This is a genomic window from Streptomyces endophyticus, assembly GCF_035798155.1.
GTDB lineage: Bacteria > Actinomycetota > Actinomycetes > Streptomycetales > Streptomycetaceae > Streptomyces > Streptomyces endophyticus.
In genome coordinates this window covers 43,311-64,872 of the sequence record NZ_JAOZYC010000131.1, presented here as the reverse complement: position 1 = coordinate 64,872, position 21,562 = coordinate 43,311, and the positions used below count along the sequence as shown (strand labels likewise).

The following is a 21,562-nucleotide window of genomic DNA, read 5'->3' as shown; positions in this document are numbered from 1 at the left end:
GAAAGCCCGGGCCGCCCGTGAAAGGGCGGCCCGGGCTTCTTGCGCAGTCGGTGGTTACGCCGGGCTCTCGCCCGCCTCCAGCTGCACGTCCTTCGTCTCCTTGCTGCACAGCAGCGCGACGAAGGTGAGGACGGCCATCGCCGACAGGTAGACACCGACCAGCCACGGAGAGCCGTCTCCCGCATCCCACAGCGCCACCGCGATGAACGGGGCGACGGCCGCGCCGAGCACGGAGCTGACGTTGTACGAGATGCCGGAGCCGGTGTAGCGCACGGACGTCGGGAACATCTCCGGGAGCAGCGCCCCCATCGGGCCGAAGGTGAGGCCCATCAGCGTGAAGCCGAGGACCAGCCACAGCACCACACCGAGCGTGCCGAGCCCGATCAGGGGCACCCACACCAGGCCGAACACGAAGATGCCCGCGGTGATCCAGGCCAGCGTCTTGCGGCGGCCGAACTTGTCCGCCAGCGGCCCCGAGATGAGCGTGAACGCGGCGAAGAAGACCACGCCGAAGATCAGCATCAGCACGAAGGTGGTGTAGCTGTACCCGAGCCCGGGCACGGCGGCGTCCGTGGCGGTGCGGCCGTAGCTCAGCGAGAACGTCGTCATCAGGTAGAAGAGCACGTACGTCGCCAGCATCGCGAAGGTGCCGAGGATCAACTGCTTCCAGTGGTGCTGGAACACGGTCGCCAGCGGCAGCTTGCGGACCTGCTTGGTCTCCTGCGTCTTGGTGAAGACCTCCGCCTCGACCAGGCGCATCCGCACCCACAGGCCGATCGCGACCATCACGGCCGAGAACAGGAACGGGATCCGCCAGCCCCACGACAGGAACGCCTGCGACGGCTGCGAGGGGTCGGCGCCCGCCGCGGACGGCAGCAGGGCGGCGATCACCAGGAACAGGCCGTTGCCGATGATGAACCCGAGCGGCGCGCCCAGCTGCGGGAACGTGCCCCACAGCGCCCGCTTGCCCGGAGGTGCGTTCTCCGTGGCGACCAGCGCCGCGCCGCTCCACTCGCCGCCGAGCGCGAAGCCCTGCGCGAGCCGCATCAACACGAGGAACGCGGTGGCGACCCAGCCGATCGACCCGTACGTGGGCAGCACGCCGATCAGGAAGGTGGCGATGCCCATCGTGAGCAGCGAGACGACCAGCGTCTTCTTGCGGCCGAGCCGGTCACCGAGGTGCCCGAAGAAGGCCGCACCGATGGGCCGGGCCACCATCGCCGCGCCGAACACGGCGAACGACGACAGGAGCGCGGTGGTCGGGTCGCTGCTCGGGAAGAACAGCGCGGGAAAGACGAGTACGGCGGCGGTCGCGTAGACGTAGAAGTCGTAGAACTCGATCGTCGTCCCGATGAGGCTGGCGATCAGGACCCGCGAGCGCGGGTTGACCGGCGCGGCCGGATTCGGGCCGGAGGCGGGTGACGGCGCGGCGGACTTGGCAGGTGCCGGGCCGGTGGCAGAAGCGGACATCTTCGGGTCAATCCCAGGGGCGTTGCGGTGTGCGTCCACCGGCGCTCGACGCCGGCGACCCTCGTACCGATCGGACGGTACGAGGATCACAACCCTTCCATGTGTCTCACTTACCGGTAATGAGTGTTCGATATATGAGACACATAAGGGAGAGGCGGTCCGCCTACGCAGCCATCCACCGCTCCAACCCGGCCGCGTCCAGCGGCAGTTCGGCCGACAGCACCTCCGAACCGGCCTCGGTCACCAGGATGTCGTCCTCGATGCGCGCCCCGATGCCGCGCAGCTCCGGCGGCACGGTCGTGTCATGGGCGTGGAAGTACAGGCCCGGCTCGACCGTGAGCACCATGCCGGGGGCCATACGGGCGCCCTGGTACGCGGAGTAGTCGGCGCGGGCGCAGTCGTGCACGTCGAGGCCGAGGTGGTGGCCGATGCCGCACACCAGATAGCGGCGGTGGTGCTGGCCCTTGGGGGAGAGCGCCTCGTCGACGGAGACGGGCAGCAGCCCCCAGTCGTCCAGGCCGCGCGCCACGACCTCCATCGACGCCGTGTGGAAGTCGGCCCACTCCCGCCCCGGGCCCACGGCGTCGAGCCCGGCCCGGTGCGCCCGCTCCACCAGGTCGTGCACGGAACGCTGGGCGGAGCTGAAGCGGCCGGACGCCGGGAAGGTGCGGGTGACGTCGGCCGTGTAGTAGCTGCGCGTCTCGACACCCATGTCCAGGAGTACCGCCGCGTCCTCGGCCACGGGCCCGTCGCAGCGCACCCAGTGCAGGGTCGCGGCGTTGCGGCCGCTGCCCACGATGGTGGCGTAGCCGGGACCGTTGCCGTACGTGCGGGCATGGCGGTCGAAGGTGCCCTGCAGCCAGCGCTCGCCGCCGCCGCGCACGGCCGCCGGGAACTCGCGGACCACCGCCGCGAAGCCCTCGACCGTACGGTCCACGGCCTCGCGCAGCTGGCCGACCTCCCACGCGTCCTTGACCATGCGCAGCTCGGAGAGCGTGCGGCCGAGGTCGGGGGAGACCGCGACGCCATGGCGGCGGGCCGACTCCGGATCCAGCCGACCGGTGAGCAGCGGCCCCTGCTGTGCGCACGCGGTCAGCGCCTCGTCCAGGGCGCCCAGCGGCGCCGTGTCCACACGCAGTGCCTCGCGCCAGTCGTCCAGGCCGGGGGCCGGGCCCACCCACAGTTCACCGTGCGCCGCGTCCGCGAAGAACCCGGTCTCGCCGGGGCGGGCCGGCGGCGGCAGATACAGCACCGCGTCGTGCCCGCCGGGCGCGGGACGCAGCACCAGCACGGCACCCTCGACCGCGCACCCGGTCAGCCAGTAGAAGTCGCTGTCGGGCCGGAAGTCGTACGCGGTGTCATTGCTGCGCACCGGGGCCCGCCCGGCGGCGACCACGAGCGGCCGCCCGGCGAACTCCGCACTGAGCCGCGCCCGGTGCACGGCGGCCGCCTCGGCGGCACCCGGCACGGTCGGCGGCGTACGGTCGGCCTCGTCCCAGCCCTGACCCATGTACGCGGTGAAGTCCGGCAGTTCGGCCAGGCGCGGCATCCGGGGATCCGGGGTGCTCGACCTGGGCACGGACGTGGCGGGGGTAGTCTCGGTCATGCCGACTCCACTCCTTGGAAATTCCGGGGAGCGGCACGCCGACGGCGGTCCCACTCCGGGTTGATGCGCGGGATCGCCCCGAGCAAGGTGCGGGTGTACGCGTCCCGCGGCCGGTCGAACACATCCGCGGCGCGGCCGGACTCGACGATACGTCCCTGGTGCATCACCGCCACGCGGTGGGCGATCCGGCGGACCACGGCGAGATCGTGGGCGATGAACAGGCGTGTGCCCAGGGAGTTGGAGGAGCTGGAGAAGAGCGGGCATGCGGTGTGAGGGAAGGGGGCCAGGGGTCCTTCAGACGCGCCGGATCCAGACCCGCATGGGAGCCGCCTCGCGGTTGCCCCACAGGAAGTAGGGGACGAGGGTGAGTCCGGTGGTCGCGGTGGGGGTGGCCGCACGGGACGTGTCGGTGCGAGTCAGCACGGGGTACAGCTCGGCGGACGCCGGTGGTGAGACGCCCGCTTCCGCGTCGAGGACGACGGCGCCCGCGAAGTCCGAGTCCGTACGGGGACGGGCGGCCGCGACCTGGGCCACATCGAGTGTCACGTCGTCGATGGCGACGCCGCAGTCCTGCTGCTCGACGCAGTAGACGAGGGGGCCGCGAGCGACGGCGACGGCGCCGCGGGTCGCGTCCAGGTAGGGGTGGGAACCGTGGGCACGCACGGGCATCGGGAGCCGCAGCACCAGCTCGTCCCCGGCCCGCCAGACACGCCGGATGCTCACCCAGCCGTCCGCCGCCTCGGGGTCCGAGACCTCCCCGCACACGGTGAGCCGCACCTCGCCCGCGTCGGCCCAGCCGGGAACGCGCAGGGTGAGGGCGTAGGGCCGCTCCGGCGCCTCCCGGACGGTCACCCGCACCTCGCCGTCCCACGGATACCCGGTCGCCATGTCGACGGCCAGCTCATGCCCGTCGAGCCGCGCCGTGGCGTACCCCGCGACCACCAACTCGTCGGCGCGCTCGGCCGCGAGATGCTCACCTAGCTGGGACATCCACCGCACGATGTTGGGCGGACAGCACGGGCACCCGAACCAGGGTCTGCGCAGCAGCTCCCCTTCGGCCTCGGCGCCGCTGCGCTGCTCGTGGTCGGTGCGGCGTTGCAGGGGGTTGTCGTAGAAGAAGGCGCGGCCGTCGGCGGAGGGGCCCACCGCGAACGCGTTGTAGAGGACCGTCTCGAAGGTGTCGAGGTACGGGGCGTCCCCGGTGGCCAGGAACATCCGCCAGCCCCATTGCATGGTGGCGATCGCGGCGCAGGTCTCGCTGTAGGACCGCTCGGAGGGCAACTCGTAGCGGTCGCCCACCGCTTCGTCGGAATGCCGGCTGCCGAGGCCCCCGGTCACGTACAGCTTCGTGGCGGCCATGTCGCCCCACAGCCGGCGCAACACGTCGAACAGCTCCGCGTCGCCGGTCTCCATCGCCACGTCCGCCGCGCCCGCCGCGAGATACGCCATGCGCACCGCGTGCCCGGTCACCGACGGCAGTTCGCGCAGCGGCACCTGGTCCTGGAAGTACGAGGGTGGGAAGACGCTGTGCCGCAGCCCGCTGCGCCGCCCCTGCCCGCGCCGGTCGACGAACAGCCGGGCCTGCACGAGATAGGCGTCGTCGCCGGTCTCCCGGTACAGCTCCACCAGGGCCATCTCGACCTCGGGGTGCCCGCAGACGGCCTCCTCGCCACCCGGCCCGAAACGTTTCACTACGAGATCGGCGAAGCGCACGACGACATCGAGCAGCCGCCGATCGCCGAGCCGCCGGTGAGCGGCGATCGCGGCCTGCGTGAGATGGCCGAAGGTGTAGAGCTCGTGCCCCCAGGCGAGGTCGGACCAGGGTTCCTTGGCCTGATCGGGGTCCTGGTAATAGGAGTTGAGATACCCGTCGGGAGCCTGGACCCGCTGGAGGAGCGCGACGATCTCCTCGTAAAACTCCCGCAGACGGCCACTCAACTCCCCAATGGGCGGCGCAAGTTCGTATACAAGCCCTTCCAACGTCTTGTAGACATCGGTGTCGAGAAACGGATACCGCCCGCGGAACGCGAGGGCCCCACTCTCGCCCGGCAGAAGCCTGCGGAGGTTGTCCACATTGCCCGCCGCGCGGAGCTGCTCCACCGTGTGCGGCAGAGTCGCCTCGCGGTTGCGGCGCTGCCAGTCGGCGAGGAGGCCGCCGAGGATCGCGACCCGCGAGCCGGAGAGTGGCCGGAGACGTTCAGAGGGATGCAGCACGATCAGTCCTCCAAGTTCCGTGTACTTGGGTGCTGTTGCGTCGAAAGCATCGAAAACGCGGAAAACGGGAAACGAACGAGAAACCGTTCGGGTCAGTAAACGCGTTGTGCGGCATAGTGTTCGTCAAAGCGAACGCTGTCAAGGGAGTCAGGGAGAGGCTATGGACGTTCCTCAGGAGTCGGTCCGCGACATGGTGGCGGCCAATCTCCGCCGCGCGAGGACACAGCGCGGCCTGTCGATCTCGGAGCTCTCGCGGCGCTCCAAGATCGGCAAGGCGACGCTCTCCCAGCTCGAGTCCGGCACCGGAAACCCCACCATCGAGACGGTGTTCAGCCTCTCGCGCGCCCTGGAGGTGCCGGTCTCCGACCTCCTCGAGACGCGTGCGCCGGGCGGCCTGACCGTCGTGCGCGCCAAGGAGGTCGAGGTGCTCAGCGGTGAGGGCGTCGACCTGCGGCCGCTGCGCCGGATGGAGTTCGGTGACCTGGTCTTCGAGGTGTACGACCAGGTGGTGCGGGCCGATAGCAGGCAGGATTCGCTCGGCCATGTCGGCACCGAGCACACCATCGTGCAGACCGGCCGGCTCCATGTCCGCGTGGACGGCGACGAGGTGGAGCTCGGCCCCGGCGACTACGTGGGCTTCGACGCCACGCTCCCGCACTCCTACACCGCCCTCGACGGCGACGTGCACTCGGTACTGCTGCTCCAGTACCGGCCGCACGAGCACGCGCACTTGGGGATCCCGCACCCGAAGCCGGGCGCCTCCGAGCCCGAGAGTGGCTGAGTGCTGCACGCAAATTTTGATCACTCGCTGCGGCCCCGTTGACACCCCCTGAAAGGCCGTCCTAGCCTCCGAGCTGTTCGATGAAGCGAACGGAGGCGGTTCGATGTATGGAACGCGGGCGGTCATTCTTGGGGCCGGAATCGTCGGATCCGCCTGTGCGCGGGAGTTGGCCCGCGCGGGCTGCGCCACCACGGTCGTCGACCGCGGCCGCCCGGCCGCCGCGACCACCGCGCACGGCGAGGGCAACATCCTCGTATCCGACAAAGGCCCGGGCCCCGAACTCGAGTTGGCGCAATTGTCGCGGCGCCTGTGGCCGCAGATCGTCGCCGAGATGTCCGAACAAGCGCCAGGCATGGACGACTTGACGGAATGGGACCCCAAGGGCGGCATCGTCGTCGCCACCACCGACGACGGCGCCCGCGAACTCGCCAAGTTCGCCGAGTCCCAACGCGCGGTCGGCGTACGGGCGGAGACCTTGGACGCCGCCGCCCTCGCCGCCGCCGAGCCGTACGTCACCCGCGACCACACGGCGGCGATCCACTACCCAGAGGACGCCCAGGTCCAGCCCGCCGGCGCGGCCGCCGCCCTCCTCGCCGACGCACTCCGGGCCGGCGCGACCCTGCGCACCCACTGCGAGGTGCACGGCGCGGTCACCCGCTCCGACCGCCTCACCGCCGTCCGCACATCCGACGGCGACCTCATCGAGGCCGACATCTTCATCAACGCCGCAGGACCCTGGGCAGGCGAACTGTCCACCCGCCTCGGCGCCCCCATCGACGTACGTCCCCGCCGCGGCGACGTCCTCGTCACCACACCCCTCCCACCCACCGTCTTCCACAAGGTGTACGACGCCGACTACGTGGGCGCCGTCGGCAGCAGCGCCGAGGACCTCCAGACCTCCGCCGTCGTCGAATCCACGCGCGCGGGCAGCGTGCTCATCGGCTCCTCCCGCCGCCGCGTCGGCTTCGACGACCGGCTCAGCGTCGAGGCGCTGTCCGCGATCGCGGCCAAGGCGCTGCGCCTCTTCCCGGCCCTCGCGGACGTGCCGGTGATGCGCGCCTACGGCGGTTTCCGACCCTACGTACCCGACCACCTGCCCGTCATCGGGCCCGACCCGCGCCTCGCCGGGCTGTGGCACGCGGGCGGCCACGAAGGCGCGGGCATCGGCCTGTCCGTGGGCACCGCACGCCTCGTGCGGGACCTGCTCCTGGGCCGGCCGACCGAGATCGACGCGACGCCGTTCCGAGTGGACCGGCCGGCCGTCCTGGGACGCACGCAGAAAGGCAGGGCGGCATGAGCCCACGACGCATACCGGCGGCCACGGACGCCGTCGAGCGGCGCGAGACGCCGCTGACGATCACCGTCGACGGCGAGCCCGTCTCCGGAATCGAGGGCCAGTCCATCGCGGGCATCCTCCTCGCCTCCGGCCGCCGCGCCTGGCGGAGCGGCCGCTCCGGCGCGCCCCGCGGCGTCTTCTGCGGCATCGGCGCCTGCTTCGACTGCCTGGTCACGGTCGGCCCCGAGCGCGACGTACGGGCGTGCCGCAGGCGGGCCCGGGACGGGGACGAGGTGCGTACGCAGGCACGCGGGGGCGGCGGCTCGGAACTGTGACGCAGAACTACGGCCACATCGAAGTCTCACGCCACAGTCCCCAAACCGACGCACCCAACCCCACCCCCACGGAGGCCACATGACACGCCACGTAGTGGTCGTGGGCGCCGGGCCCGCAGGGCTCGCCGCCGCCGACGCCGCGCTCGGCGCGGGCGCGCGGGTCACCCTGATCGACGAGGCCGAGCAGCCCGGCGGCCAGTACCACCGGATGCTCCCCGAGGCCTACGCCGCCGCCCGGCCACAGCACCTCCACCACGGCTGGCGCGCCTTCGACGCACGCCGCCGCCGGGTCCTCGCCCACCCGCGCTGCGCCTGGTGGTCCGAGACCGCCGTGTGGGCCCTGGAGCGCCCCGATCCGGCGGAGCCGGGGCCACCGCGCGTGCACGTGCTGCGTGGTCCGGTCGACGGGGGCGGCCGGGACCGGCACACCCTCGACCCCGACGCGCTGGTGCTCGCGGTGGGCGCCCACGACCGCGTACTGCCCTTCCCCGGCTGGGAGTTGCCCGGCGTGTACACGGCGGGCGCGGCGCAGGCGCTGGCGAAGGGGGAGCGGGTGGTGGTCGGCGACCAGGTGGTCGTGGCGGGGAGCGGGCCGTTCCTGCTGCCGGTGGCCGCGTCGCTGATCGAGGCCGGGTCGCGGGTGCGTGAGGTGCTGGAGGCCAACACCTCGGGCACCCTCGCCCGGGGCTGGGGGCGGCGTCCCTGGGAGCTCGCCGCGCAAGGTGGGAAGGCGGCCGAACTGGCTGAGTACGGCGGGCTGTTGGCGCGGCACCGGGTTCCGTACCGCACTGGACGTACTGTCGTCGAGGCGCGTGGTGACGGGTGTGTCGAGGAGGTCGTCGTCGCTCGGCTGCGTGCTGACTGGTCGGTGGTGCGCGGCAGTGAGCGCACAGTGGCGGTCGATGCGGTGTGCGTTTCGCATGGGTTCAGTCCGCAGTTGGAGTTGCCGCTCGCTGCCGGGTGTGCGCTGCGTGCCACCTCGGCCGGGGAGTTCGTCGAGGTCGACGGTGACCAGCGGACCACCTGCCCCGACGTGTACGCGGCCGGGGAGATCACCGGCGTCGCGGGCGCGCCTGCCGCCCGCGTGGAAGGTGCGCTCGCCGGGTGGCTGGCCGCGAGAGGTGACCGGAACATCGCCTCCGTGCGTCGGCTGCGGACCAGTCGTGACCAGGGGCGTGCCTTCGCCGCCCGGCTGGCCCGTGCACACCCCATCGGGACGGGCTGGACGAGTTGGCTGCGGCCCGAGACCGTGGTGTGTCGGTGCGAGGAGACGGACTACGCCACCGTGTGTCGCGCCGCCACCAACGAGTCCACCGCGGCCCCGCGCGCCGCCAAGCTCGCCACCCGCGCCGGACTCGGGCCGTGCCAGGCCCGGATGTGCGGGCCCACCGTCGCCGAGATCGGCGCGCGGCTGCAGGGGCCGGCAGGAGACCTCCACATCGAAGGCCTGCCTCCGGCCAGTGAGCATCGGCGGCCCATCGCCCGGCCGATTCGGCTCGGTGATCTGGCCGCCGGTTCCGGAACCACTGCTACGTCCGACAGCAACTCCCGTACAGAGGAGAGCAGTTCATGACTGACAGCAAGCAGCAGCAGAAGAAGAAGGGCTCCATCGGTCTTGGTGGTGTCGTCGTCGCCACCGCCCTGCCCTACTACGAGGACGCCTCCGCGCCAGCCGGGCTCGCCGTCGACTACGACCGGTACGCCGAGCACTGTCGCTGGCTCATCGACAACGGCTGCCGCGGTGTCGGTCCGAACGGGTCCCTCGGTGAGTACTCCTCCCTTACGGATGAGGAGCGAAGGAGGGTGGCCCGGACCGCCATCGAGGCGGTCGGTGGCGATGGCGTCGTCGTGGTGGGGGTGCACGGGGTCGGCTCGCATCAGGCCAGGCACTGGGCCGAGGTCGCGGCCGAGGACGGGGCCGACGGTGTGCTGTGTCTGCCGCCCACCCTGTACCGCGCCAACTCCCGTGACGTCATTGACCACTTCGAGGCGGTGGCCTCTGTCGGGCTGCCTGTGATGGTGTACAACAATCCGTTTGATACGAAGGTCGATCTCACGCCGGAGTTGCTCGGTGAGATCGCGCAGATCGACAACATCGTCGCCGTGAAGGAGTTCTCCGGTGATGTGCGGCGGGTGCTGGAGATCAAGGAGAAGGCGCCGGGGCTTGAGATCATCAGTGGTGCCGATGATGTGGTGCTTGAGAGTCTGTTGATGGGGGCCACCGGGTGGTTCGCCGGGTTCCCGAATGTGTTTCCTGCTGAGTCCGCCCGCCTGTACGACCTGGCGCTCGCGGGCAAGGTGGAGGAGGCGCGGGCGCTGTACGAGCCGCTGGTCGCCGCCTTCCGCTGGGACTCGCGCACCGAGTTCGTACAGGCCATCAAGTTGGGGATGGAACAGGTCGGGCGGTTCGGCGGGCCCTGCCGGCCGCCGCGTGGCGCGCTGCTGCTCGGGATGCGCGAGCAGGTCGAGGCCGACATGGCCCGCGCGATCGCCTCGCTCGACAACCGGGAGGCGTAATGCGGTCCGTCCGCACACTGAGTGCCGTCGACTCCCACACCGAGGGCATGCCGACCCGCGTCGTCACCGGCGGCGTGGGGCCCATCCCCGGTGACACCATGGCCGAGCGGCGTACGTATGCCTTGGAACACCTTGATGAGCTTCGCCGGTTCCTCGTTGATGAACCGCGTGGCCACGCCGCGATGAGTGGCGCCGTGCTCCAACCCCCGACCCGTCCCGACGCGGACTGGGGTGTCCTGTACGTCGAGGTCAGCGGCTTCCTGCCGATGTGCGGGCACGGCACCATCGGTGTCGCCACCGTGCTCGTGGAGACCGGGATGGTGGAGGTGAGTGAGCCGGAGACCGTCGTCAGGCTCGATACTCCCGCCGGGCTCGTCGAGGCTCGGGTGGCTGTTCGGGAGGGGGTCGCCGAGCAGGTGACTTTGCGGAATGTGGATTCCTTCGCGCTGGAGTTGGACGCCACCGTGAAGGTGCCCGGCTACGGCGAGGTGCGCTACGACATGGCGTACGGGGGGAACTTCTACGCGATCACTGAGCTTGATCAGCTCGGGCTGCCCTTCGACCGGGCCCGCAAGGACGACATCCTCAAGGCCGGGCTCGCCATCTCCGACGCCATCAACGAGCACAACCGGCCGCGGCATCCGCTCGACCCGGTCATCGGCGGCTGCAAGCACGTGCAGTTCCTCGCCCCCGACTCCACCGCCCGGCACTCGCGCAACGCCATGGCGATCCAGCCCGGCTGGTTCGACCGCTCGCCGTGCGGCACCGGCACCTCGGCCCGGATGGCGCAGCTGCACGCGCGCGGCGAACTCCCGCTGCACACCGAGTTCGTGAACGAGTCGTTCATCGGGACCCGGTTCACCGGACGGCTCGTCGGCGCTGCGAAGGTCGGTCAACTGGACGCCGTCGTACCGGAGTTCTCCGGTCGGGCCTGGATCACCGGCACGGCCAACTACCTCCTCGACCCGCGCGACCCGTTCCCGCACGGCTTCGTGCTCTGAAGCGACGGACCAGCAGGCGCAGCACGGCCTCCGCAGACCCCTCAGGAGTAGTCACCGTGTCCCGTACGACAACGAATCCACCCCGCGACCCGGCCGGGCCCGACGGCAGACTCCTCTCCCGCGCCGGCATCTTCCGACTCAAGCCCGTCGACGACTCCGAGGAGGTGACCAGCGGAGGCCTGCAACGCACCATGGGGCTCTGGCAGTTGGTCGCCCTCAGCCTCGGCGGCCTCGTCGGCGCGGGAGTCTTCTCGCTGGCCGGCGTCGTGGCCAACGAGGACGCCGGGCCCGGCGTGATGCTCTCGTTCCTCATCGCCATCGTGGCCAGCGGCGCGGCCGCCCTCTGCTACGCCGAGTTCACCGGCACCATCCCGAAGGCGGGCTCCGCCTACACCTATTCGTACGCCGCGCTCGGCGAGTTCGTCGGCTGGGCGATCGGCTGGGACCTGCTGCTCGAATACACCGCGATCGTGGCCGTGGTCGCCATCGCGGTGTCCGGGTACTTCTCGTACATCCTTGAGCATGTGGGCATTGATGTGCCGACCTGGATGCTGGGCGCGCCCGGCACCGGGTCCGGGCATCGTGTTGATCTGTTCGCTCTGCTGTTGTGTCTGTTGCTTGCCTTTGTGTTGTCCCGTGGGACGAAGGAGTCGGCGCGGTTCGAGACCATCCTTGTTGTGGTGAAGCTGGGGATCGTCGCGCTCGTGGTAGTCGCCGGGGCTTTTCACATCAAGGCCGGGAATTACACGCCGTTCCTGCCCTATGGGGTGGGTGGCGCGTTCACCGGAGCAGCCACCGCGTTCTTCGCCGTCTACGGGTACGACGCCATGAGCGCCGCCGCCGAGGAGAGCGCCGAGGCGAAGAAGGTGCTGCCGAAGGCCATCCTCGTCTCGCTCGGCATCGCCGCGTTCATCTATCTCGCGGTGTGTGTCGTGCTGTTGGGGATGCAGAACTATCGGGACATTGATGTGGCCAGTCCGTTCTCCAGTGCCCTGGGGGCAGTTGGGCTCGGCGGGCTCGGGCTCGTCGTGGCCGTGGGTGCCGTCATCGGCATCACCACGTCGGCGTTCGCCAACATGCTGGCGGTGTCCCGGGTCTGGTACTCGATGAGCCGCGACGGGCTGCTGCCGCGCTACTTCGCGCGCAACCACCCGCGCAGGCACGTGCCCACGCGGGTGATCTGGCCGGTCGGGATCGGGTCCGCGCTGATCGCCGGGTTCCTGCCCATCCGGGAGGCCGCAGACCTCACCAACATCGGCATCCTGGTGGCGTTCATCGTGGTCGCGATCGCCGTGGTGGTGCTGCGCAAGACGCGGCCCGATCTGCCGCGCACCTTCCGTACGCCGCTGGTGCCCTGGGTTCCGGCGATCGGTGTCGCGTTCTCCGTGTGGCTGATCAGCAACCTGGACTGGGTGACCTGGGTCCGGTTCGCGGTGTGGATGCTCATCGGGGTCGGTGTCTACGCGGCGTACGGGTACCGGAACTCGGTCGAGCACCGGGAGGATCAGCGCAAGTAGGCGAGGCCCGGGTGTGCCTGCCGGTACTCATCCACCAGGTGGCGCGCCACGTTCGCCGAGTCCACCAGCGGATGCAGCGCGAACGCCTTCACCGCCGTCGCCCGCGAGCCGGAGCGGGCGGCGGCGAGGATCTCCCGCTCGACCGCCTTCACCGACGTCACGAGGCCCGTGGCGTGGCCGGGCAGCGGGTCGACGGCGACGGGGTGCGCCCCGTTGGCGTCGACCAGGCACGGCACCTCGATCACGGCATCCGCGTCGAGAGCCGAAAGGGTCGTGCGGTTGCGGACGTTGAGGATCAGCGTGGTGCGCTCGTCACGGGCGATGGCCCGCATCAGGTCGAGGGCCACCTTCTCGTAGCCGCCGGACTCGGTGAGGGAGGCCTCGTCGCGCTCGCCGGCGCCCGCCGCCTCCCGGTTCTCCGCCATGTACGTGGCCTCGCGCTCGGCCCGCGTCGCGTCCCACGTCTTGAGCGGCGGGGCCGCCGGGTCGCGCATCCGGTCGTAGAAGCGGGACTGCTGGACGTGCAGGAACGCGCCGCGCGTGGCCTCGGCCTCCTGGTAGGCGTGGACCGCCTCGCGGTTGAAGTAGTAGTAGTGCAGGTACTCGTTGGGGATCGAGCCGAGTTCGCGCAGCCACTCCGTGCCGAACAGCTTGCCCTCCTCGAAGGAGCCGAGGAGGGTGTCGTCGGCGAGGAGGCGGGGGAGCTCGTCGCGGCCGTTGACCTTCAACCCGCGCAGCCAGCCCAGGTGGTTGAGGCCCACGTAGTCGACCCACGCGTTCTGGGGGTCGGCGCCGAGTGCGCGGGCCACGCGCTTGCCGAGGCCGACGGGGGAGTCGCAGATGCCGATGACCCGGTCGCCCAGGTGTGTCGAGAGGGCCTCCGTGACCAGGCCCGCCGGGTTGGTGAAGTTGATGAACCAGGCGTCCGGGGCGAGTTGGGCGACGCGGCGTGCGATCTCCTCGACCACCGGGAGCGTCCGCAGGCCGTACGCGAGGCCGCCCGCGCCGACCGTCTCCTGGCCGAGCACGTCCTCGGCGAGCGCGATCCGCTCGTCCGCCGCACGCCCTTCGAGGCCGCCCACCCGGATCGCCGAGAACACGAAGTCCGTGCCGCGCACCGCCTCGTCGAGGTCGGTGGTGACGGTGACCTCCGGCGCGTCCGGCACCCCTTCGGCCTGCTCGGCGAGGACCCGGGAGATCGCGTCGAGCCGCTGCCCGTCGAGGTCGTAGAGGGCGACCTCGGTGACGCGGCCCTCCGCGTGGTCGGCGAGCAGGGCCCCGTACACGAGGGGCACCCGGAATCCGCCGCCGCCGAGAATCGTCAGTTTCATACGTGCACTACTTTCACGCCGGCCTCCGTGAGCGCGGCACATGTCGGCGCCGGCGCGGAGGAGTTGGTCACGAGAACGTCGAGGGAGTCGGGGCCGCACACCTTGGCCATGCCGGTGCCGGGGAACTTGGAGGAGTCGGCGAGGAGCACCGTGCGGTCGGCGGCCGCGATCATGGCTCGCTTCACGGGAACCTCCACCACGGTGGTGTCCATCACCTGCCCGTTCGGGCGGACGCCGCTGGTGCCGAGGAACAGCCAGTCGGCGTGCAGCTGGCGCAGGTTGTCCTCGGTGAGGAAGCCGACCAGGGAGCGGTACTCGCGGCGCACCATGCCGCCGAGCAGCACCAGGTCGATGCCGGTGTCGTCGGCCAGCTCCTCGTACACCACCAAGTTGCTGGTGATGACGGTGAGTCGGCGGCCGTGGAGCTGGCGGGCCAGGCGGTACGCGGTGGTCCCGATGTCGAGGAGGACGGACTGTCCCTCCGCTATCAGGGACGCCGCGTGCTCGGCGATGGTGTCCTTCTCGGGGACGCGCACCTGGGCGACCTCGGAGAAGGGCTGGTCGCCCTCCTCCATGACGGCGCCGCCGTGCACGCGGGTGAGGAGGCCGTCCTCCTCCAGTTTCACCAGGTCGCGGCGGATGGTCGCCGGGCTCACGGTGAGCTGCTCGGCGAGCTCGGCGACGGACGCGGGCCCACCGGAGCGCAGCGCACGCAGGATCAGGTGGTGTCGTCGCTCTGCCAGCATGCGGCGCACACTACTCGTCAAATTCAAGCAATTCCATGCTCACATTTGTCCAGAGCTTGATTGTGTGGTGCCGACGTGAGTTCATCCGGTGCTCACCATCCGTACCGTCTGCACTCGTAGCGTCCCTGCGTACCGTCCGCCCCGCCATCGAACCCAGGAGTCGCCGACATGACCGATCCCCTCTCAAGGCACGTGTCCCGGCGCCGTGCGCTTGCCCTCGGTGCGGGCGCCGTCGGCGCCGCGGCCGCCGGTTCCCTGCTCCCGCCCTCCTTGCAGCAGGCACTGGCCGCCGAGCCGCCGTCCGGCGGGCTCGACGCCATCGAGCACGTGGTGATCCTCATGCAGGAGAACCGGTCCTTCGACCACTACTTCGGCATGCTGCGCGGCGTCCGCGGCTTCGGCGACCCCAACGCGGTCCAACTCGCCGACGGCAAACCCGTGTTCGAGCAGCCGGACGGCCTGAAGAGAGTCCTGCCGTTCTCCGTGCGCGCGGCCGCCGAGGCACAGCAGCACGACCTGCAGTACATCGACGCCCTCAACCACGACTGGAACGGCGGCCACAAGGCCTGGAACAACGGCTGGATGAACCAGTGGGTCTCCGCCAAGACCGCGGCGACCATGGCGTATTACGACCGCTCCGACATCCCGCTGCAGTACGAGCTCGCCGACACCTTCACCATCTGCGACGCCTACCACTCCTCCATGCACAGCTCCACCAGCCCCAACCGGAACTACCTGTGGAGCGGCAACTCCGGTGACGAGCCGGGCGGCGGGCGCGCCATCGGCAACGACGCCTACGCCGAGGGCACCCACAAGGGCTACGACTGGCCCACCTTCGCCGAACTCCTGGAGAAGGACGGCCGCAGCTGGCAGACGTACACCGAGTGGGAGAACTTCACCGACAACCAGATCGAGTTCTACGCCACCTTCAAGTCGGTCGCCCGCAAGGCGCTGGCGAAGACCGGCGGGCACACGTACATGGAGTCGTTCTACGCCCTCGTGAGGGACGCCGATGACACGGCCGAGCGGGAGCGGCTGCTCGGGCTCCTGGAGGAGGGCGTCGCCGCGCTCACCAAGGCCGAGCGCAGCCTGTTCGAGCGCGCCCTGCGCCGCGTGCCCACCGGCACCCTGGCCGAGCGCTTCGCCGCCGACGTCGCCGCCGGGAAGCTGCCCGCGGTCTCCTACCTGGTGCCCTCCGCGGTCGACTCCGAGCACCCCAGCGTCTCCGTGCCCGCCGCGAGCGCCAGCGTCCCCTACAAGGTGCTCGACGCGCTGGCCTCGCACCCCGACGTGTGGCGCAAGACCGTCGTGCTCATCAACTACGACGAGAACGACGGCTTCTTCGACCACGTCCCGCCGCCCGTGCCCGAGCCGGACGAGACCGACGAGTGGTGGCAGGGGCAGCCCACCGGGCTCGGCATGCGCGTGCCGATGCTGGTCGTCTCGCCCTGGTCGGTGGGCGGTCACGTGTGCTCCGAGCTGTTCGACCACACCTCTGTCAACCGCTTCCTGGAGAAGTGGACCGGCATCGAGGACCCCAACATCACGCCGTGGCGCCGCCGGATATGCGGCGACCTGACCTCGGCGTTCGACTTCGACACCGCCGAGAAGCAGCCCGCCGTGCAGAGTCCGGGCCCGGTGCCACCGGCCGCCGCCCGCTGGAGGCCGACCCCGCCGGCCGACCAGAAGATGCCCGTGCAGGAGCCCGGCACCCGGCCCGCGCGCCCGCTGCCGTACCAGACCGACGCGTACGCACGGCTCTACGACGGCCGCGTCGAGGTCACCCTCTCCAACACCGGCGCCTCCAGCGCCCACTTCGCGCTCTACCCGTACGAGGGCGAGTTCGACGTGCCGCAGCACCGGGACGTCTCCGGCACCCGCGCCCTGAGCGTGACACCGGCCAAGGACCGCTACCGGTTCACCGTCACCGGGCCCAACGGCTTCCGCCGCGAGTTCGCCGGACTCGCCGCGTCCACCGCCGAGGTCACGTCGAGCGTGCGCGCCAAGACCCGCGAGGTGCGCATCACGCTGGCCAACCACGGCACCGGGGCCAAGGTGTTCACCGTCCGCCCGCGGGCCTACGTCCGCGCGGCCGACGCCGCCGCCCTGACCCGCCAGGTCCGCGTCGCGCCCGGCGACAGCACCACCGTGACGCACCCCGCCGCGAAGACCCACGGCTGGTACGACCTGGTGGTGCGCTGCGAGGACGAGCCCGACTTCGCGCGGCGCCTGATGGGCCACATCGAGAACGGGCGGCCCTCGGTCTCCGGGTGACACCGGGGGATGCGTGACACATGACGGGTGACTCGTGACGCGTGGGAAAAGCGATCGCCGGGCGCGGGCGTACGTGACTACGCTCGGCCCGGCCAAAGGGCCGTTCCCGCGAAAGGTGACCATGGGCGTTCGCAAGCTGCACCAGGACGAGCCGGACATCGACGAGGACCTCGTCCGCGCGCTCGTCGACGAGCAGTTCCCGCGGTGGGCGGACCTGCCCCTGAAGTACGTCGACTCGCACGGCACGCAGAACGTTCTGTACCGGCTCGGCGAGGAGTGGGTGGTCCGGCTGCCGCGCCTGCCCGGTGTCGTGCCCGAGCTGGCGGGCGCGCGGCAGTGGATGCCGTATCTGGCGGCCCGGCTGCCGGTGCCCGTGCCGGAGCAGGTGGCCGAGGGGGAGCCGGGGCACGGCTTCCCGTGGCCGTGGGCGGTGCACCGCTGGCTGCCCGGCGAGAACCCCGCCGTGGGGCGGCTCGACCGGCCCGGGGCGCTGGCCGAGGATCTGGCGGGCTTCGTCACGGCGATGCGCGCGATCGACACCGCCGGGGCACCGGAGTCGTTCCGCGGGCGGCCGCTCGCCGAACGGGCCGACGGGACCCGCGAGGTGATCCACCGTCTGGACGGGACGCTCGACTCCGCGGCCGCGCTCGCCGTGTGGGACGGGGCGGTACGCACCCCGGGCGCGGGCCGCGACGTGTGGCTGCACGGGGACCTTCAGCCCGGCAACCTCCTGGTGTCCGGCGGGCGGCTCGGCGCGGTCATCGACTTCGGGTGCATGGGCACGGGGGACCCGGCCGTCGACCTGATCACCGCCTGGTACGTCCTGGGCGGGGCGGAGCGGCGGATCTTCCGGGAGGCCGCGGCGGTCGACGACGACGCGTGGGCGCGCGGGCGTGGCTGGGCGCTGACCATCGCGGTGCACGAGCTGGCGTACTACCGGGATGTGAACCCGTTCATGGTGCGGACGGCGTCCCGCGTGGTCGGAGAGATCCTCGACTCCACCGACCACGGCTGACAGGTCCTAGACGGGCGGCGCGAGCGGTGCTTCCTGCGCGTCGCGCTGATGCGGGATGACGACCGACGGGCTGCCGGTCGTCAGCGCCACCGTCCGCGCCGGCGACGGGATGCGGATGCCCTCCGCGCGGAAGCGCGCGTGCAGCCGCTTGATGAACTCGTGCTTGATCCGGTACTGGTCGCTGAACTCGCCGACGCCCAGGATGACGTTGAAGCTGATCCGGGAGTCGCCGAAGGTGTGGAAGCGCACGAGCGGCTCGTGCTCGGGCATGGCGCCCTCGACCTCCTTCATCACCTCGGTGACGACGTCGACCGTCACTCGCTCGACCTCTTCGAGGTCGACGTCGTAGCCGACACCGGCGAGCACGGTGAGGGTCATCTCCTGCTCCGGCCGGCTGAAGTTGGTCATGTTCGTGCCCGACAGCTGCGTGTTCGGGATGATCACGAGGTTGTTGGAGAGCTGGCGCACCACCGTGTTGCGCCAGTTGATGTCGACGACATAGCCCTCCTCGCCGCTGCTCAGCCGGATGTAGTCGCCGGGCTGCACGGTCTTGGAGGCCAGGATGTGCACGCCCGCGAACAGGTTGGCGAGCGTGTCCTGGAGGGCGAGCGCCACGGCCAGGCCGCCCACGCCCAGCGCGGTGAGCAGCGGCGCGATGGAGATCCCAAGGGTCTGCAGAACGACCAGGAAGCCCATCGCGAGCACCACGACCCGCGTGATGTTCACGAAGATGGTCGCCGAACCCGCCACGGCCGCACGGGACTGCGCGACCGCCCGCACGAGGCCGGTGATCACCCGCGCCGCCGTCAGCGTCGCCACGACGATGAGCAGCGCCGTGAGCGCCATGTTCACATTCCGCCCCGTACGCGGGGTGAGCGGCAGCACCTCGGAGGCCACCGCGGCGCCCGCCGCGACCGCCGCCCACGGCACCAGCGTGCGCAGCGCGTCGACGAGCACGTCGTCCCCGGCCCAGCGCGTCTGCCCGGCGCGCACGCCGAGCCAGCGCAGCAGGGTGCGCAGCAGCAGCCCCGCCAGCAGGCCGCCGACGAGGGCGACTCCGGCGAGGATCAGGTCGTGGAGTTCGACGCCGCGGCTCATCGGGCACCTCCCGTACGGGGGCCGAACGCTGCGATGGGGACGGGTATGTGATGTTTCGTCACGTGGAACCTGCTTGCTCGGGGCCGGAGGCGGCGCCCCGACCGGTGTCGCGGTCGCGGCGCTCTGCGGACATCCTGCCGTACGTGCCCGAAGTGTGGAGAGGGTGGGGACCTCAAGTGTGCGGAAATCCATGTGATGGGCCCATGTGACCGGATCCGGCCGGGCTGTTGGGCGGAGCCCGGAGCGTTACGCTGACGAAACGGCAGTGACCGTGCGCGGAAAATACCCGCGCCGACGATATCGGCGACCGCCTCGCCGAAGCCCTCACCAAGGGAGACGCCCGTGCCCGAACCGACCACGCCCCCGTTCGAGGTCCCCGTCGTCGACATCGGCCCTTACGTGGACGGGGGTTCGGGCGAGGACCTGGCCCGCGTGGCCCGCGCCCTCGACGACGCCTGCACCCGCGTGGGCTTCGTGCAGATCCTCGGGCACGGCGTCCCGGACGCGGTGCTCGACGGATTGGCCGGCGCCGTCGACGACTTCTTCGCGCTGCCGCCCGAGCGCAAGAACGCCTACCGGGTCACCGGTGCCAACCGCGGCTACAGCCCGCCCAAGAGCGAGTCGCTCAGCCTCAGCCTCGGAGTCGAGTCGGCGTCCCGCATGAACGACTTCTTCGAGGCGTTCAACGTCGGCACCGAGGCCCGTTCCTTCCCCGGCCTGGGCCTCTCCGAGGACGACTACGGCCGCAACGTCTGGCCCGCCGAACTCGACACCTTCGAGCCGCGCGTGCAGGCCTACTTCGCCCACGCGGGCCGCGTCGCCCGCATCCTGACCCGGGCCTTCGGTGACGCCCTCGGCCTGGAACCCGGCCACTTCGAGGCGCTCACCGACCACTCCGTCGACGTCCTGCGCATGAACAACTACGCGCTCCCCGAAGGCACCGTGACCCTCGAAGGCGACCTGACCGGGATGGGTGAGCACACCGACTTCGGTCTGGTCACGGTGTTGTGGGCGGACCGCGTCGCCGGCCTTCAGGTGCTCGACATCGATGGCGTCTGGCACGACGTGTCCCCGGTCGAGGGCGGCCTGCTGGTCAACCTCGGCGATCTGACCGCCCGCCTGACCAACGACCGCTGGATGTCGACCCTGCACCGGGTCAAGCCGCCGATCGTCGACGGCACCATCAAACGGCGCCGCTCGGTGGCGTACTTCCACGACGGCAACATCGACGCGGTCATCGCCACGCTGCCCAGCCACCTCGACGCCGATGCCGGCCTCGCCTACGAGCCGATCACCGTCCGCGACCACATCAAGGCCAAACTGGCGGGGTCCCGGCAGGGCAAGGCGAACACGGCGGCGGTCCGTGAGGCGGCCCGGGTGTTGGCCGCCGTCGGCCGGGAGCCCCGCGGCTGACCGGCGAACTACCCGACGCGCTCGGGATCGATGAACGCGGTCAGCGCGTCCACCGTTGCCTCGGGCTGCTCGTCGGGGATGAAGTGCCCGGCCTGTGGGATGAGGGCCCTGGTCGCGTTCTCCGCCCACGGGCCGATCGAGGCGGCCATGTCGGGGATCGAGCCATGGGAACTGGAGATTCCCAGGACCGGGACGGTCAGGTTTCCCCGCCCGAGAGCTTCATGATTCCTGCGCGCCGACTCCGTCGCGTCGCGGTAGTAGGCGAGAGATGCCCGGAGCCCGCCCTCGGTCGCGATGGCGGCGGCGTAGTGGTCGATCTCCGCGTCGTCGAAGGTGTCAGGGAGGAGCGTCTTGGCCTTCAGGAACCAGTCGACGTACTCGCGCTCGCGGCCGGTGAGGAGGGTCTCGGGCAGCTCGGCCACCAGGTGGAACGCGAAGTGCCAGGTCTTCCAGGCCCGCTCGGGATCGGTCGGGATCGAGTCCGGGAGGGTGACTCCGGGAATGCCGGCGTCGAGCAGGGCGACGCCGTGCAGGCGCTCTTCGTGCATGAGGGCGAGCGAGAAGGCCACCCAGGCCCCGATGTCGTGGGCGACGAGCCAGTACGTCGGCACGTCGAGCGCGTCGAGTGCGGCCTGGACGTGCGAAGCGACGGTGTGGGTGTCGTAGGCCCCGTGAGGGCGGTCGGAGTGGCCCTGCCCCGGCAGATCGATCGCGATCACGCGGAAGCGCTCGGCAAGTCCCGGCATCACCTTTCGCCAGGCCCACCAGGTCTGCGGGAACCCGGCGAGCAGCACGACGGTGGGACCGGCCGACCGCCCGCCTTCCACGGCGTGAAGGCGGATTCCCGCCGCGTCGACCCAGTGGTGAGTGAAGCCCGCAAGGTCGTGCAGCGGCAGCCCGGGGAACGGGTTCCGGTCGCGGGAGCGGTTCGAGGTCATGGTGTCGTCGGTCATTCCACGAGCCTAAGG

The 21,562-nt window shown here is 70.9% G+C and carries 18 protein-coding genes; 10 read left to right on the top strand and 8 right to left on the bottom strand.

Annotated features, from left to right (window positions below):
* Positions 1 to 54 precede the first annotated feature (54 nt).
* The 4 genes from OKJ99_RS22765 to OKJ99_RS22750 form a co-directional block, all read right to left on the bottom strand.
* Positions 55 to 1,470 carry an MFS transporter gene (locus OKJ99_RS22765; RefSeq protein ID WP_326019173.1) on the bottom strand — a complete coding sequence of 472 codons (1,416 nt, stop codon included), beginning with the start codon at positions 1,468 to 1,470 and terminating at the stop codon, positions 55 to 57.
* Between the two features lie 163 nt (positions 1,471 to 1,633).
* Positions 1,634 to 3,076 (bottom strand): aminopeptidase P family protein, encoded by a 1,443-nt coding sequence (locus OKJ99_RS22760; protein WP_326019171.1) that lies wholly within the window; start codon positions 3,074 to 3,076, stop codon positions 1,634 to 1,636.
* Positions 3,073 to 3,273 (bottom strand): ABC transporter ATP-binding protein, encoded by a 201-nt coding sequence (locus OKJ99_RS22755; RefSeq protein ID WP_407700744.1) that lies wholly within the window; start codon positions 3,271 to 3,273, stop codon positions 3,073 to 3,075. The genes OKJ99_RS22760 and OKJ99_RS22755 overlap by 4 nt, the downstream gene beginning before the upstream one ends.
* A 97-nt stretch (positions 3,274 to 3,370) precedes the next feature.
* Positions 3,371 to 5,290: a glycoside hydrolase family 127 protein gene (locus tag OKJ99_RS22750; protein WP_326019169.1), complete on the bottom strand. Its 1,920-nt coding sequence runs from the start codon at positions 5,288 to 5,290 to the stop codon at positions 3,371 to 3,373.
* 160 nt (positions 5,291 to 5,450) lie between these two features.
* Between OKJ99_RS22750 and OKJ99_RS22745 the strand changes: the two genes are divergently transcribed.
* The 7 genes from OKJ99_RS22745 to OKJ99_RS22715 all read left to right on the top strand — a co-directional run bounded on the left by OKJ99_RS22745 (position 5,451) and on the right by OKJ99_RS22715 (position 12,717).
* Positions 5,451 to 6,071 carry a helix-turn-helix domain-containing protein gene (locus OKJ99_RS22745; RefSeq protein ID WP_326019167.1) on the top strand — a complete coding sequence of 207 codons (621 nt, stop codon included), beginning with the start codon at positions 5,451 to 5,453 and terminating at the stop codon, positions 6,069 to 6,071.
* 103 nt (positions 6,072 to 6,174) lie between these two features.
* Positions 6,175 to 7,368 carry an NAD(P)/FAD-dependent oxidoreductase gene (locus tag OKJ99_RS22740; protein WP_326019166.1) on the top strand — a complete coding sequence of 398 codons (1,194 nt, stop codon included), beginning with the start codon at positions 6,175 to 6,177 and terminating at the stop codon, positions 7,366 to 7,368.
* On the top strand, positions 7,365 to 7,682 hold the full coding sequence (locus OKJ99_RS22735) for a (2Fe-2S)-binding protein (RefSeq protein ID WP_326019164.1): 318 nt from the start codon (positions 7,365 to 7,367) through the stop codon (positions 7,680 to 7,682). Before OKJ99_RS22740 ends, OKJ99_RS22735 begins: the two co-directional genes overlap by 4 nt.
* Before the next feature lie 79 nt (positions 7,683 to 7,761).
* Entirely contained in the window at positions 7,762 to 9,255 is a 1,494-nt protein-coding gene (locus tag OKJ99_RS22730; protein ID WP_326019162.1) for an FAD/NAD(P)-binding oxidoreductase, read from the top strand.
* Positions 9,252 to 10,199, top strand: coding sequence for a dihydrodipicolinate synthase family protein (locus OKJ99_RS22725; RefSeq protein WP_326019160.1), 948 nt, complete (start codon positions 9,252 to 9,254; stop codon positions 10,197 to 10,199). The genes OKJ99_RS22730 and OKJ99_RS22725 overlap by 4 nt, the downstream gene beginning before the upstream one ends.
* The gene (locus tag OKJ99_RS22720) at positions 10,199 to 11,200 is read left to right on the top strand and encodes a proline racemase family protein (RefSeq protein ID WP_326019158.1); all 1,002 of its coding nucleotides are present in this window, start codon (positions 10,199 to 10,201) and stop codon (positions 11,198 to 11,200) included. Before OKJ99_RS22725 ends, OKJ99_RS22720 begins: the two co-directional genes overlap by 1 nt.
* 128 nt (positions 11,201 to 11,328) lie before the next feature.
* Positions 11,329 to 12,717, top strand: a complete 1,389-nt coding sequence (locus tag OKJ99_RS22715) for an amino acid permease (protein ID WP_407700745.1) — start codon at positions 11,329 to 11,331, stop codon at positions 12,715 to 12,717.
* Here the strand turns inward: OKJ99_RS22715 and OKJ99_RS22710 are convergent.
* Positions 12,705 to 14,048 carry a 6-phospho-beta-glucosidase gene (locus tag OKJ99_RS22710; protein WP_326019153.1) on the bottom strand — a complete coding sequence of 448 codons (1,344 nt, stop codon included), beginning with the start codon at positions 14,046 to 14,048 and terminating at the stop codon, positions 12,705 to 12,707. The genes OKJ99_RS22715 and OKJ99_RS22710 overlap by 13 nt on opposite strands.
* A complete protein-coding gene (locus OKJ99_RS22705; protein WP_326019151.1) occupies positions 14,045 to 14,794 on the bottom strand; it encodes a DeoR/GlpR family DNA-binding transcription regulator in 750 nt (249 codons plus the stop codon). Before OKJ99_RS22705 ends, OKJ99_RS22710 begins: the two co-directional genes overlap by 4 nt.
* Before the next feature lie 168 nt (positions 14,795 to 14,962).
* On the opposite strand from OKJ99_RS22705, the gene OKJ99_RS22700 reads away from it, so the two are divergent.
* Together OKJ99_RS22700 and OKJ99_RS22695 are read left to right on the top strand one after the other, a co-directional pair.
* Positions 14,963 to 17,068 (top strand): phosphocholine-specific phospholipase C, encoded by a 2,106-nt coding sequence (locus tag OKJ99_RS22700; protein ID WP_326019149.1) that lies wholly within the window; start codon positions 14,963 to 14,965, stop codon positions 17,066 to 17,068.
* Positions 17,069 to 17,189: 121 nt separating this feature from the next.
* Positions 17,190 to 18,083 (top strand): aminoglycoside phosphotransferase family protein, encoded by an 894-nt coding sequence (locus tag OKJ99_RS22695; RefSeq protein WP_326019147.1) that lies wholly within the window; start codon positions 17,190 to 17,192, stop codon positions 18,081 to 18,083.
* A 6-nt stretch (positions 18,084 to 18,089) separates the two neighbouring features.
* On the opposite strand, the gene OKJ99_RS22690 is transcribed toward OKJ99_RS22695, so the two are convergent.
* A complete protein-coding gene (locus OKJ99_RS22690) occupies positions 18,090 to 19,181 on the bottom strand; it encodes a mechanosensitive ion channel family protein (RefSeq protein WP_326019145.1) in 1,092 nt (363 codons plus the stop codon).
* 342 nt (positions 19,182 to 19,523) lie between these two features.
* Between OKJ99_RS22690 and OKJ99_RS22685 the strand changes: the two genes are divergently transcribed.
* Positions 19,524 to 20,594: an isopenicillin N synthase family dioxygenase gene (locus OKJ99_RS22685; RefSeq protein ID WP_326019143.1), complete on the top strand. Its 1,071-nt coding sequence runs from the start codon at positions 19,524 to 19,526 to the stop codon at positions 20,592 to 20,594.
* Between the two features lie 8 nt (positions 20,595 to 20,602).
* On the opposite strand, the gene OKJ99_RS22680 is transcribed toward OKJ99_RS22685, so the two are convergent.
* A complete protein-coding gene (locus OKJ99_RS22680; RefSeq protein ID WP_326019141.1) occupies positions 20,603 to 21,547 on the bottom strand; it encodes an alpha/beta fold hydrolase in 945 nt (314 codons plus the stop codon).
* Between the last annotated feature and the right edge of the window lie 15 nt (positions 21,548 to 21,562).